Raw genomic sequence first — 14,405 nt, 5'->3', positions numbered from 1 at the left:
GTGCAGGGCTATGGCGAAAGCCGTCCTGTCGCAACCAACGACACTCCGGAAGGGCGTACGCTCAACCGCCGTGTCGAAATCAGTCTGGTACCGCAGGCCAATGCCTGTCAGATACCCGGCAAATACCCAGCGTCATCGCAGGATGATGGCGCATCACAACACAATGGAGAGTAATTCCATGGCAATTCCTGTTTATCTTTGGCTGAAAGACGACGGCGGTGCGGACATTAAAGGATCTGTGGACGTTCAGGATCGCGAGGGCAGCATCGAAGTTGTCGCTCAGGAGCATAACCTGTACATCCCGACCGATAACAACACCGGCAAACTGACCGGCACCCGTATCCACACGCCGTTCCTGTTCACCAAGGAAATCGACTCGTCCAGCCCGTATCTGTACAAGGCGGTGACCACCGGTCAGACCCTCAAGTCTGCGGAATTCAAGTGGTACAAGATCAACGACGCGGGCCAGGAAGTGGAGTACTTCAACACCAAACTCGAAAACGTGAAGGTGGTGAAAGTGAGCCCTGAAATGTACGACATCAAGGATCCTTCTAAAGAGAAGCACAACCATCTTGAGCGCGTAGAACTGCGTTACGAAAAAATCACCTGGACCTACAAAGACGGCAACATCATTCATTCCGATAGCTGGAACGAACGCGCCACCGCGTAATTGCCCGTCATACTTCGCGCCGCAGGTGCGTTGGCTACGTCCGCTCACCCCGGTTGCATAGTTATCTATGCTCCCGGGGATTCACGAACTTGCCGCCTGCCTGCAACACGAATTATTTAGGGCAATCGCCTGATGCGGGCGGGGTTTCCTGTCCACAGTTTTTTGCTGAGAGCCTGATATGCGGGCACTCAGCAAAGAAAAATACAATCTGTCTGCCTGACCTTATGCGCTTTGGTGAACAGCGAGGGGCGGTAGCGTGTCCAGGAACTGACAAAGAGAGAGATTCATGGAAAATCCAGCCAGCCTGTTGCGACGTCTGAACCCTTACTGTGCCCGTGCGATGGAAGTGGCAGCTTCGCTCTGCCAGACCCGCGCTCACGCGGAAATCCTGCCTGAGCACTGGCTGCTGAAGCTGCTGGAGCTGGGAGAGGGGGACCTGACGGTGCTGGCACGGCGCTACGAATGGGATATGGACGCCATCTGGCAGGATTTGCTGGCATTTCTCGACACGCTGCCCCGTTCGGTGCGCAGCCGTCCGCAGCTCTCAGACAGTATTCAGACCCTGATGCAGGACGCCTGGCTGCATGCCTCGCTGGCGGGTGAAGAGCACATCCGCAGCATTCACCTGCTGATGGCGCTGGTCGATAAACCTAAACTGGCACACTGCGATGGACTGTGGCCGCTGCTGACCCTCGGGCAGGGCCAACTTGAGCGTCTTCGCCCGTTGCTGGATGCACAGTCAGATGAGCGCCCGGAAGTGCAGCAGGAAGCCGAACTGGCACAAAATCACGGTGGTGAAGTGGAATTTGTCGGCAGTCAGGTCGGCGCGGGGATAAAAGAAGGCGAGCTGACTCCGGCCCTGCAGAACGCACTGGATAAATTTACCATTGATGTCACCGCCAAAGCGAAAGAGGGCAAGATTGATCCGGTCTTTGGGCGCGATACGGAAATCCGCCAGATGGTGGACATTCTCTCGCGCCGCCGCAAGAACAACCCGATCCTGGTCGGTGAGCCGGGCGTGGGGAAGACCGCCCTGGTGGAAGGGCTGGCGCTGCGTATTGCCGAAGGCAACGTACCGGAATCCCTCAAGCCTGTAGTTCTACGTACTCTCGACCTGGGCCTGCTTCAGGCGGGGACTGGTGTAAAGGGGGAGTTCGAGCAGCGCCTGAAAAACGTCATCGATGCCGTACAGAAGTCACTGGTACCGGTTCCGCTGTTTATCGACGAAGCCCACACCATTATCGGTGCCGGCAACCAGGCCGGCGGGGCGGATGCGGCCAATCTGCTGAAACCGGCTCTGGCGCGTGGCGAACTGCGCACCATCGCGGCCACCACCTGGAGCGAATATAAGCAATATTTTGAACGAGATGCCGCACTGGAGCGCCGCTTCCAGATGGTCAAAGTGGACGAACCGGATGATGAAACGGCCTGCATGACGCGCTGACCGCCGCCTGCCTGCTCAATCAGCAGATTCTGCCGGTGCTGAGTCAGCAACTGCTGACGCATATGGCGGCGAAGCAGAAACCACACTTCCTGACTCTGGGGTGGAGCGAGGAAGAGGGCATAGGGCTGGAGTTTTATTAACAGGCTTATCTAAAGGGTAACAATTATGGACAGTGCAAAAGATATTGCCAGAGATATGCTTGAGGCTATTCATATCGATGGGTCCGGGTTTATCGGTGCCGTGGCAAAAGGCGTTATTTCCTTACCCGTCAGCCTTGCCTATCTTGGCTATGATTTTATAGACACTGAATACCGCAGAGAGAATCAGGATGATAAATTTCGGTTAGCTGCACTGGTTAAAAAAGTAACCTTTAACGATGAAACTATTTATAAAATTATTAAGCCATTTATAGATGATTTTGTTTCTTATGTAGATATGGGTAAAGTCGCACATTTTTCAAAAAATATATCTGGAAGTGTTATAGGTAAAGTAATGTTCTCCCAGCTTACGGGTGTTAACCTCGGAAGGGTGATTATATCTCAGGGGGTTGGTGCTTTTTTTTCTGGTTCTGCTGCTGGTGGTGTTTTGGGAATTGGTGCTGAAGCATCAAGATCTATTTACACATCACGGTACTTGCGTGAAAGAAACCCCATAATGTATGAGAAATTAAACAGTATGGGTGACTTTGATCTTTTTTATTATCTTGTTGAGGATATTGTTAGGCCTTATGAGACAGCTTGTGAAATTGCAAGGATAAATCCTGAGGAGTTTAATAATGTCTGCAAATACTTCTTTGGAGGTTTATGAATATAAAAGATTTTATACTTATCATTGTTTCACGGATCGTAGCCAGCATTGGGATGACGCTAGGAACTATCAGTATGGTTTACTCTTTCTACTGTTTCTTCTTTTCTGACAATCCTTACCGCTTTATTCTAGGAGGGGCAGGTATAGTCGCCTTTCTCATAGGTTATGGCCTTTATAAATTTGCCCTGAAATATATTTATGATGAGTGGGATCGTTATAGATGATATTCATCATATCTGTTGGGTTTGTTTTTATTTAATATCATTCTGACCTGGGACAGGAGTTATAGAAATGGAAAATATATTTAAAATGACAGGGGGGGTCCTTAATCGCTATAAACTAGATATTCCTTCCTGCCCTTATCCATTGGATGTGGAACGTTTTGATGGTTTAGAACAAATGAGTGCTCTATATCATTACACCATTCGTTTTACCAGTTCACATCCGGAGCTTACGGCTGAAATGATGTTAAGTAAAACCGCTACGCTGAGCATAGGGGTGGGAGAACTATTTAATTCTACTGTCGGTAAAATTGTTCATGGCGTGGTGACAAATTTCCGACGCCTGATCGGTTCACGCGATCAGGTTACGTATGAAATTATTCTGGAACCCTTTATATCCTTACTGGATAAGCAGTTTCGTACTCACCGTTTCTTCGTCAACAAATCAGTGCCGGAAGTGGTAGCGCAAATTCTTGGCGAGCATGGTTTGAAAGGGTGGGAATATGAATTCAAGCTTAAACAAACCTACCCAAAACGGGAACAGATAAACCAGTACCAGGAAAGTGACCTTGAGTTTATTGAACGCCTGCTGGCAGAGGTGGGGATTTTTTACTTCTTCACCCTGCAGCCTGACACTCAGACCGAAGTGGTGCACTTCGCGGACAAGCAGAGTGCCTGGACGTTTGGTAAGAAACTGCCGCTGAACAGCCCGTCAGGGGAGAATGACAATGCGGCCGACTCGGTGTGGGGCGTACAAGTCTGGCATAACGTGGTGGAGCGTTCGGTCACCGCCAGTGACTACAACCACCGCGAAGCCCAGAGCGTCCTGATGTCCGTACCGGCTGACATGACCCGCGGCGACGGCGAGGGGAACACCTACGGTGATGTGTACCATTATCGCCCGCGTCACCTTGAACGTGGCGACAAAATTACACCGCCGGCAGAAACCGGTAACTTCTGGGCGCGTCTGGAGCATGAACGCTTCCTGTCCACCCAGACCACGGTGACCGGCAGCAGCACCGACCACACCCTTGGACCGGCGCAGGTACTGACTATTACCGAAATGGCTATCCCGCCAACACTGCCCCGTGAAACGGAGAACGGTGTTGTTATTATCCGCACTGGCTACTACGCCAGCCGTAAGAATGCCCTAAAAGTGGCATGGGTAGCGATACCCTACTACGAAAACCGTTGCTGGCGCCCTGCGGCTAAAAAGCGCCCGGTGGTCAGCGGCACCCTGACGGCACGAGTGACCAGCGCCAAAGATAACGATATCTACGCCTGGCAGGATGCCTCGGGCATGTATCGGGTGAAATTTGATGCTGACCGCGATGACAAGCGTCAGGGCATGGAAAGTATGCCGGTGCGTTTTGCCAAACCTTACGGCGGAGACAAATACGGCTTCCACTTCCCGCTGATACAGGGCACGGAAGTTGCTATTGCATTCCACGAAGGCGATCCGGATCGCCCGTATATAGCTCACGCCCTGCATGACTCCCGTCACGTCGATCACGTCACTGAAGCCAACAGCACGCGCAATGTCATCCGTACCGCTGGCCTGAACAAGCTGCGGATGGAGGACAAGCGCGGCGAAGAGCACATCAAGCTCAGTACAGAGTTCGGGGGCAAGACGCAGCTCAATTTAGGTCACAATGTAGACGCTTCCAGGGAGCTTCGTGGTGAAGGGGCAGAACTGCGCACCGACCGGCATGTTTCCATTCGCGGTGGTGCTGGTGTGTTTATCACTGCAGATAAACAACCGTTTGCCGGGGACAAGATGCTTTCCATGCAGGAGGCGATAGCCCAGCTTGAGAATGCACTGAGTATTGCCCGCAGCATGTCAGACGCAGCTGAAACCGCGCAGGCGCTACCCGCTGATATTCAGAGTCAGGTGAAGTTGACTGATGCCCTCAAAGATCTGGTGCAGCCAGGAATGGTGTTGAATGCACCTGAAGGCGTGAGCATCACCAGCCCACAGGCGGTTCGCATGGCGTCAGGTAGTGCCAGCGTTGGGATCATGTCGCAACAGAATACAGACATTAGCGCACTTAAACGATTTACCGTAGCAGCAGGTGAAGCCGTGAGTATGCTGGCCCGAAAGGCCGGAATGAAACTTTTTGCTGCTAAGGGAAAAGTAGAAATTCAGGCTCAGGATGATGCGCTTGATGCGATAGCCAAAAAGGATGTGACCGTAACCAGTACAGAAGGGCGGGTTGAGATCACGGCGGCGAAAGATGTTGTGCTTAAAAATTTGGATGGGTCGTTCATCCAGTTGCAGGGTAAGAATATTATTCTGGGCTGTGAAGGTAATATCCTGTGGAAATGTGCCAATGCGCAGAAAATGGGTAGTGTAAGCATGAGTAGTGTTATGCCCCAGTTTCCATCTGGATATAGTGGGAAATTTACGGCATCGTCTGATGCAGGAGTTCCAGTTGCCGCTGCGGCATACATGTTGACATCGAGTAATGGGCAGAAATTATTTGGTAGAACAGACGAGAACGGTGAAACAGTTCCAGTTTACTCATCAAACCCGAATGAGCCTTTTGAAGTTGAAATGATTCAAAGTGATTATTGGTACGATAGTGAAAATATTGTGGAAAGAGTACATTGTTCATCATTTTCAGATATGTCATTCCAGGACGATGGTTGCCAATGCAGTGATTGTGAGGGAAATAAAAGTGCGTGATATTACTTTTAAGTTTAAATTTTTGTTATGCATGTTGCTTACTCCATTTTTTTCTTTTGCAAGTGGCACATGGAATGCTAAATCAGCACAAATGCAATGTGGCTCAGCTTTGGTAAAGGTCAGTGCTGAATGCCAAGTGAATGAAAAAAGCCCAACGGAGAATATATGCAAAAATTACCACTTGGGAATAAAGAACGGCACGAATAATAAAGAGTTTTCTTTGCCATACATCCCGAACAGCCAAAAAGCTCTCCTGGAAAAACAGGGTTATTCCTTCAATAATGTAGTTAAACCTGGTGATTGGACACCCTCCACAATGAAATGCTATGACAATGAAAATATTGTGATCGGATACCATCTCGGGCTGGATGAAGAGGAGAGCGTAAAGGGTTCATTGTTGTCCTATATTGACGCCCCATTTATTGATCTTTCAGGGAACTTTATCACAGGCAACAAACTTTCTGAGCTTAGATCTCGAGAAATGAAAAACCCCTACGACAATACACGCATAGACTTTATTAGCAATCGCTGAGGAATGGTATGTCTGATTTATATGAGTATTTGAATGCCAAAAAGGGAAAGACATATTTTGATGACCAGATTAAACCATTTTCTTTAATCTCACTCTATCCGGATATAGATACATCCCGAAAGCTAAGAGGTAACAGTCGTACAATAGGAGATGCTGATAAAGATGTCCAGGATGCTATTATAGATATGATAATTACCATAGCTGTCCGCTATGGATTAAGTTATAAAGAGATATCTTATATATTATTAACCACTAAGGTTGAGTCTGGATTTAACCCCGATGCGGCAGCGGGGACTACTAGTGCTGCTGGTTTAGCACAAGGAACGGTTGGTTTTATCAAAGATGCATTGACACAATCTGAAGACATTCTTGGTTTTCAGCTAGATCTTCGTAATGCGGAAGTTTTTGACGCTGAAAAAGGATGCTATGCGGTTATTTATTCCTTTTTACTTAACAAATCGAAGGTGATGGAGAGTTACACATCAGATCAAAGTGAATACTGGGAATGGCTTTATTTGTTGCATCATGATGGTGCCTATAGTTTAGGAAAATATCTCGATGGTACGCGTGAGAAAAGCGCAGATGGCGAGAAGTGGGCGCTTTATATAACTAAGCATTTATCAGTTGTGGAAGGGTTACTAAAAAATACTGAAGTTAATACTAAATTTAAACTGTCTACGGGAAATAATACAGCATTCAAAAACAAAAATTATATTGCTGCAATCTCTCCATTTCCAAGTTCAACATGCCCAAATTTAGTGTCAGATTATGAGAAAACTCTAGTTCTTATCAAAGGTGTGACTGATGAAAACGGGATGACTGAATCAGTCAATGCTATCGCAGGTTCAGAAGTTGTGTTTACTATTCTTGCTGATAATTACAAAGAATTAGCTAAAGCAACTGTTGAAAAAAATACCAATGAAAAGCATAAGACTCTAACTTATATCGTTAAGAAAGGTGACACCTTATCAGCAATAGCGAAGAAATATAGTGTATCAGTAGAGAAATTGGCAAGGATTAATAAGATCCATAACGTAAATATGTTGCGCATTGGTGCGAAATTAAAAATACCTGATAGTAATAAAAACCATGGATATGTTAGCCGCTATGTTTCTGAGCAGACCAAGAAAGAGATTCTCAAAAGCGTTGGGGTTGAAAATGCTAATGTTAAAGCAGCCATAGAGTATTCGAGAAGCCATATTGTTTTGCCAAAAGGAAGCAAGTCCGCAGACTCGGAAAAGGAAAGCAATGTAATTCATATTAAAACTACGACGACGGATCAGTCTGTTGCTGGTAGAAGTAAAAATGAACCAGAGAAGCATCAGACTACTTCCGAGGGGAAAGCTAAAAATGTTTCTGTTGATAAAAATTTTGAGCCGGTGGTGGATTTTTCTAAAGATATTCCTCTCAGCTTGAAAAATCTGGTAACTAATCATTCTCTTGATATTATGAAAGGGATAATGAAATCCGCAGGTGTCCATAAGATTATGATCACCAGTACGTTGCGCACCGCGGAAAAACAAGTCGATGCAATGTATATGAACATGAAAAACAAGGGGATACAATCCCAGCTTGATTATTATGCTGCTGCGGGACGGGAGGTTGTACAAGCAGCTATCGCTGTGGGTGGCATAGATAAAAGTAAGGAGAATCAGGTTAAAAAAGCCATGGTTGATAAAGTCAATTCTTTACAAAAAGATGGGCGTCTTGTTTCAAAACACTGCGTTTCTCTTGAATCGTATGCTCAGAGAAATGTATTTGATATAAGTAAAAAGTTATTGCCTGCCGCTTTGCAGCGGGCTTTTGATAAGGCTATTACAAAATATGCAAAAGATAACCCAAGTAAAATGAAATATATCAGCCCGTTTGAAAATCGCGGTGAGCCAGCATTCCATGTGGAGATTGTACAATGAAAAAAATATTGTTTTTTATTGTCGTTGTTCCTTTTTTTGCATTCTGCAATACTATTAAGGTAAAAGATGGACTGTATTATGGATATTGGGTTTATAAAGAACATGGTGCTATGAAAGAGTATGGCGTTTTAGCTAACAAACCCAGGAAAAATATGGGTAAATATATCTTAAGTCCTGTTCCTAAGTTTACTGATGATAATGAAATATATGTTGAAGTTAAAGGTGGTGTTCCGACTGTGTATTTTTATCAGAAAAGTGTTGAGTCTGATTTGAATACGGTTGGATGGGCTGGCGCTAGATTTGCTGAGGGGAATATGGTTATTTCTTCAAGCACTATTCGAATGGTCACAGAGGATACCACAGAAAATATATTTGTTGGTGAGAGAATTTCTGGGAAAAAGTTAAAGTTTGAAAAGGATGAGTTGGTCCCGTTGTCATTAATTGATGATAATGGATTTAACGTAAACTGCAATCAATACTTGGATGTTAACGCTTATAGAGAGAATGGCCTTCCCTATTATTCTGAGCCTGACCCTGAAGGGCGAAAGGGAATAGAAATAGGTTACCCTACAACGATTTTCGCAGTCGGTGAACTCGGTATTTGTTCTGCATTTCTCGATGATGATATTGTTCCTCAAATTAAAAACGGATGGATTCAGTTCCGTCGCCTCAATTAAAACGTGTAAACTAATTTGTTAGGTGTGCTATGTCCAAAGGATTTGTATTGCTTGGGGATAAAACTACTCACGGCGGTGAGGTTATATCTGCATCTTCGACCATGATTGTGAACGGAAAGAAAGTAGCTCTTGTTGGCGATGAGATTAATTGCCCTGTTGAAGGGCATGGTGTCAATGCCATTATAAAAGGATCACCAGAATGGATCTCTGATGGGAAGCCTGTTGTTGTGGATGGCTGCGAATGTGAATGTGGCTGCCATGTTATCTCCAGTGCGTCGGATTGTTCAGTAGGATAAGTTATGAGCTGGGAGCGTCAGAAAGCCACAATTGCTGCAGAACCTGATGAGCCTTCACTGGTCATCTGGCTGATTGCAGGCCTTGTTGCTGTTATTGCCGGAGTGTTGCTCTTTGTACTTCACGCCAATCAGTTTCTGGGTGAATTGCAAAAATTTAACCTCTGGATTGTTGCCGGAGGCCCTCTTTTTATCTGGTTCGTAACGATTTGTATTCGCGGCTGGATGTATAACCACGCAATGGATCTTCATCAGTTTGAATCCGATGAGGCAGACTATGCACAGCAGCAATGGACTTCATGGGCCGGTCGTTATCTGGCGGTTCTGTATAGCCGGGTAATCCTGCCTGATGAATTGACACCATCAACATTTCTGCAATCCCCCAAAGATCTCGAGCAGAGTAGCTCTCTTTCTCGGGGAATAACGTTACCTGCTGGCGAAGATGCTTTTTCAGCATTGATTGGGGGACTGAACATATCAGAATTACAGCGCTTATCAGACCTCCCTTTCCACGCAACCTTACTGACTGATTCACACGATCCTGATGAGACATTGCAGAGAGAATTTTCAGCATGCTGGCTCCAGTTAGTTGGAATGGCCTATCCCGTACCGTTACTGACGATTCTTAAAGGCCGGGCCTTCGATTGGGTGGGCGAACGCCTTAAAGCCCCGATTCTGGATGTTGAGCTTTTGTTGGTTCACCAGACTCAGGGAGGGAATGAATATAGTGATTCCCTCTCGGCTTTAATGCTGACTTCTGATGATGTAGCAACGAAGTATCAGCTAAACCATCACGCTCGCCTGCTTCGGCCTATGTCGCTTGAATCAACCCAAATGCTGAGTGAAGAGCTCGATATCTTTTTCTCGACCCAATCACAAGCGATCGCTGCGCGCGCAATTGTGGGCGACAGCATGGAGTGGGGGGAGGATTTATCCACTATTTTGGCCAGTGCAAAACAATATGAAGGCAGCTGGAAACCCCAGCAGTGCCATTGGCTGGAGAAATATGCCGGACTTAGCGGTCCTTTCTCACCGTGGATTATCGCCGCCGTCGTTAGTGACATAACCGCGCTCACAAAAGAAGATTGCCTGATGCTTTCGGGTGACAAAGAGCAGCGATTTGTGAATACCGTAACTACAGGGAGTCTGATGAATGGTGAAGGATAACTCAGTGTGGCGTGGTAACTGGGGACGCATCAGTATTACTGCACTGATTGCTGCCGCGATCGGATTAGCTATCTGGAAAAAGGGCGATGCGTTCGGACTTACCAGTAATAGCCTTAAACTGCTGGTATCTGTGGCGGTGATAATTCTTCTGCTACTTGTCCGCCATGGCAAAACTATTAGCCTGGCGATTAAACAACAGTGGTCGCGTTTTCAGGCGAAGCGTAAAAGTCTCCTGCCTGCTGATGAAGGTCGCGTTAAGCAGACACCGCCACGCAATGTCACCGTTGATACCATCCGTGCAGCCATGCGTAACCTCTATGGTCGTCGCTGGGGCCGTAAAACACGCATCCTGCTGGTCACTGGCACTGTATCTGAGGTGGAGCAACTGACCCCAGGGCTCACGACTCAGCTCTGGCAGGAAGATCGCGGCACGCTGTTACTGTGGGGCGGTGACCTCAGTACGCCAGCCGACAGTGCCTGGCTTACCGCGCTGCGCAAACTGCGCCGCCGTCCGGTGGATGGCATGGTATGGGTCACTTCAGCGTTTGACCAGCTCTCAGCGCCAGGGCTGGAGCAGCCGCTGCCGGTACCTTCAGACAGCACCATGGATTTCCTGTCTCACGCCATCAGCATACGTATGGAAGCGCTTGGCTGGCAGCTCCCGCTGTATGTCTGGTCCCTGCACCCACGCGCCGGTAAACCGGAAGGGCGCATTACGCAGGCAACCGGCTGTTTGTTACCTGCCGGTTGCAGTACCGAAGGGCTGGCAGAGCAACTGTCCGCCCTGACGCCAGATTTGACTTCACAGGGGCTGCAGCAGACCTGCGGTGAAGTGAAACATAACTTCCTGCTGACGCTTGCCGACCAGCTCATTCGTGAGCCGGAAAGCGTGACCGCACCGCTGTCGGTGATACTCAATCCGTACCGTCCGCTTCTACTGGCCGGCGTGGTGTTCAGTCAGCCTTCAGCCGGTGCCGAACGTGCCGTGCCGCACCACTGGGGCATGGATAAGCGCTGGGATGCCCTGCCGGAGTCTGTCCGGACACTCCCTGCCGGACTACGTCCGTACAAGCCCGGCATTCCGTGGCGCAGGGTGATGGCGTCTGTTGTTGCTCTTACGATGGTCGGCTGGGCTGCGTGGATGGGCATCGCGTATGTCACCAACCGCAGCCAGATTGACAGCGCTAATGTCCAGGCGGCACTTGCCGCCCGACAGAATCAGCCCCTGGAGCAGCGCCTGCACGCGCTGTCTGAACTGCAAAAAACGCTGTCCCGTCTGCAGTACCGCTCTGAGTTTGGCGTGCCGTGGTACGAGCAGGCCGGACTAAGCCAGAACAATGCGTTGCTGGACGCACTCTGGCCACGTTACCAGGACAGCGCATTGCCGCTGCTGCGGGATGCCGCCGCTGACCATCTGCAGAGACAACTTAATGCCTTTAATGTATTGCCAGCGGGCAGCCCGCTGCGTGAGCAGATGGCAAAAAACACTTATGACCAGCTCAAACTCTACCTGATGCTGGCGCGTCCGGAACATATGGACGCGGCCTGGTTCGGCTCTGCATTGCTGAATGACTGGCCGATGCGTGACGGTGTAAAAAACGGCGTCTGGCTGGGGATGGCGCCTTCTCTGCTGTCGTTTTATGGCGTGCAGCTGGTTGCGCACCCTGAATGGAAACTGCGTGCTGATGAAAATCTGGTCAGCCAGGCGCGTTCCCTGCTGGTTCGTCTGATGGGCGTACGCAACAGCGAATCGACCCTGTACCAGAAGATGCTCACTCAGGTGTCGCACCTCTATGTCGATATGCGCCTGGAAGACATGACCGGCGATACCGATGCATCCCGTCTGTTCAGCACCACGGAAGTCGTGCCCGGGATGTTTACGCGTCAGGCCTGGGAGCAGGCCGTGCAGCCCGCTATCGAGAAGGTGGTGAAGGCACGCCGGGACGGACTAGACTGGGTGCTGACTGACAGCAAGCGTCAGATGAATAAACAGGACGAGACCTCACCGGAAGCTCTGAAACATCGCCTGACGGAACGTTACTTTGCCGACTTCAGCGGGGCATGGCTTGAGTTCCTCAACAGCCTGCGCTGGAACCAGGCGACCACGCTGTCGGATTCCATTGACCAGTTGACCCTGATGGCCGACGTGCGTCAGTCACCACTGGTGGCGCTGATGAACACCCTGAATGTGCAGGGACGCACCGGGCAGACAGGCGAAGCCATTTCGGATTCGCTGGTGAAATCGGCGAAGAATCTGCTCGGCGGTGATAACCAGGATGCCATTGATCAGAGCGCTGGTGTTCACGGCCCGCTGGATGCAACCTTTGGTCCGGTACTGGCGCTGATGGACAAAAACCGGACAGGTGCACAGGAGTTGAGTCTGCAGTCGTTCCTGACCCGCGTGACGCAGGTGCGCCTGCGCCTGCAGCAGGTGACCAATGCCGCCGACCCGCAGGCGATGACACAGACGCTGGCGCAGACCGTATTTCAGGGTAAGTCGGTTGACCTCACCGAAACCCGTGACTACGGCAGCCTGATTGCCGCCGGTCTCGGCCTGGAGTGGAGCGGCTTCGGCCGTACCGTGTTTGTTCAGCCGATGGAGCAGGCCTGGCAGCAGGTACTGACCCCGGCGGCCGAAAGCCTCAATGCCCAGTGGCAGCAGGCCGTGGTTGCTGAGTGGAACAGTGCCTTCGGTGGACGCTATCCGTTTAACAATTCCAGCAGTGATGTATCCCTGCCGCTGCTGGCTAAATACCTCAATGCAGATTCCGGGCGTATTGCGCAGTTCCTGCAAACCCGCCTCAGAGGCGTGCTGCACAAAGAGGGCAACCACTGGGTGCCGGACAGCATCAACTCGCAGGGGCTGGCCTTTAATCCGGCGTTCCTCAATGCCATCAACACCCTGAGCCATATCTCGGATGTCGCTTTCACCGAAGGCAGTGCCGGCATGAACTTCGAGTTGCGTCCGGGCACTGCCGATGGGGTAATGCAGACTGACATGATTATCGACAGCCAGAAGCTGATCTATGTAAACCAGTTGCCGGCGTGGAAGCGCTTCGCCTGGCCTGCAGATACCGAGGCTCCGGGGGCGAACCTGAGCTGGGTAAGCACGCAGGCAGGAACCCGTCAGTACGCCGATATCCCTGGCGCCTGGGGCTGGATACGTCTGCTCGATAAAGCTGTGGTCAGTGCTTATCCGGGCGTTGGTAGCAGTTACAGCCTGAGCTGGAAAGCACAGGACGGGCGCACGCTCAATTACACCCTGCGTACAGAGGCGGGCGAGGGGCCACTGGCGCTGCTGAAACTGCGCAACTTCCGTCTGCCGGAGACGATTTTCAGCACGACTGGCGTGGCCGAATCAGGCCTGGTCGCCAGCGAGGCCAGCGAAGTAGAAGAGGTCTACTGATGAGCATGCTGAATACATTACTGAGCGCCTGCCAGACAGAACAGGAACCATTACTTGTAGCAACCCGTGAGCGAGTGGCGCAGTGGGACAGCTGGCTGCAGCCGCTGTCCGGGCAATCGGCCGCTGGCGAAGACCCGGGCTATGACGATGACTTTCAGCAGATGCGCGAGGAGGTCAACAAACTTTCCGGTGCGGATACAGAACTCATCTGCCGGCTGGCAGAGAAGCTGCTGACCACGACCGCGAAAGACATTCGCGTCGCGACGTACTACTGCCGGGCGAAGCTGCACCGCGAAGGTGAACAGGGACTGGCTGAAGGACTTGAACTGCTGGCCGGTCTGCTGGAGCGCTTTGGTCCATAGCTGCACCCTTACGAACTGGGAGTCTGAGCTGCTGTTTGAGGTACAGGCCCGCCATCTGAAGCTGCTGAGAATTAAAGCGGGTCGGGCTGAGTCGGACAAAGCTCGCCTGCACGCTGAAATGGACAGCCTGCTTGCTGGGCTAATTGCTATCGATCCTGCCCGCGCGGCAGTCCTGTGCGGTTAATGCAAAGAAATGTGTGCCGGAAATGATGCCGGTGATATTAATG

At 50.0% G+C, this 14,405-nt stretch carries 10 protein-coding genes and 3 pseudogenes; all 13 read left to right on the top strand.

Annotated features, from left to right (window positions below):
- Positions 1-174 (top strand): annotated as a pseudogene (locus F8562_RS02415) (OmpA family protein); the annotation flags it as partial.
- 4 nt (positions 175-178) lie between these two features.
- On the top strand, positions 179-670 hold the full coding sequence (hcp, locus tag F8562_RS02410) for a type VI secretion system effector Hcp (RefSeq protein ID WP_014839086.1): 492 nt from the start codon (positions 179-181) through the stop codon (positions 668-670).
- 286 nt (positions 671-956) lie between these two features.
- A pseudogene (locus F8562_RS02405) lies at positions 957-2,105 on the top strand (AAA family ATPase); the annotation flags it as partial.
- A 174-nt stretch (positions 2,106-2,279) separates the two neighbouring features.
- The gene (locus F8562_RS02400) at positions 2,280-2,921 is read left to right on the top strand and encodes a hypothetical protein (RefSeq protein WP_014230199.1); all 642 of its coding nucleotides are present in this window, start codon (positions 2,280-2,282) and stop codon (positions 2,919-2,921) included.
- Between the two features lie 291 nt (positions 2,922-3,212).
- A complete protein-coding gene (locus tag F8562_RS02390) occupies positions 3,213-5,828 on the top strand; it encodes a type VI secretion system Vgr family protein (protein WP_014839083.1) in 2,616 nt (871 codons plus the stop codon).
- A complete protein-coding gene (locus F8562_RS02385) occupies positions 5,821-6,360 on the top strand; it encodes a hypothetical protein (protein ID WP_014230196.1) in 540 nt (179 codons plus the stop codon). The genes F8562_RS02390 and F8562_RS02385 overlap by 8 nt, the downstream gene beginning before the upstream one ends.
- A gap of 8 nt (positions 6,361-6,368) precedes the next feature.
- Positions 6,369-8,273: a LysM peptidoglycan-binding domain-containing protein gene (locus F8562_RS02380; RefSeq protein WP_014230195.1), complete on the top strand. Its 1,905-nt coding sequence runs from the start codon at positions 6,369-6,371 to the stop codon at positions 8,271-8,273.
- Positions 8,270-8,950 (top strand): hypothetical protein, encoded by a 681-nt coding sequence (locus F8562_RS02375; protein WP_014230194.1) that lies wholly within the window; start codon positions 8,270-8,272, stop codon positions 8,948-8,950. Before F8562_RS02380 ends, F8562_RS02375 begins: the two co-directional genes overlap by 4 nt.
- A gap of 29 nt (positions 8,951-8,979) precedes the next feature.
- Positions 8,980-9,246 carry a PAAR domain-containing protein gene (locus F8562_RS02370; RefSeq protein ID WP_014230193.1) on the top strand — a complete coding sequence of 89 codons (267 nt, stop codon included), beginning with the start codon at positions 8,980-8,982 and terminating at the stop codon, positions 9,244-9,246.
- 3 nt (positions 9,247-9,249) lie between these two features.
- The gene (locus tag F8562_RS02365; protein WP_014230192.1) at positions 9,250-10,410 is read left to right on the top strand and encodes a hypothetical protein; all 1,161 of its coding nucleotides are present in this window, start codon (positions 9,250-9,252) and stop codon (positions 10,408-10,410) included.
- Complete coding sequence (locus F8562_RS02360; protein ID WP_014230191.1) at positions 10,397-13,816, top strand: ImcF-related family protein; 3,420 nt, start codon at positions 10,397-10,399, stop codon at positions 13,814-13,816. Before F8562_RS02365 ends, F8562_RS02360 begins: the two co-directional genes overlap by 14 nt.
- Positions 13,816-14,172: pseudogene (locus tag F8562_RS02355) on the top strand (ImpA family type VI secretion system protein); the annotation flags it as partial. The gene F8562_RS02360 and the pseudogene F8562_RS02355, both read left to right, overlap by 1 nt.
- Complete coding sequence (locus F8562_RS02350; protein WP_014230189.1) at positions 14,168-14,362, top strand: hypothetical protein; 195 nt, start codon at positions 14,168-14,170, stop codon at positions 14,360-14,362. The pseudogene F8562_RS02355 and the gene F8562_RS02350, both read left to right, overlap by 5 nt.
- Positions 14,363-14,405 lie beyond the last annotated feature (43 nt).

Source organism: Klebsiella sp. RCJ4 (genome assembly GCF_009025755.1).
GTDB lineage: Bacteria > Pseudomonadota > Gammaproteobacteria > Enterobacterales > Enterobacteriaceae > Klebsiella > Klebsiella michiganensis.
This window is presented reverse-complemented; position numbering and strand designations above follow the sequence as displayed.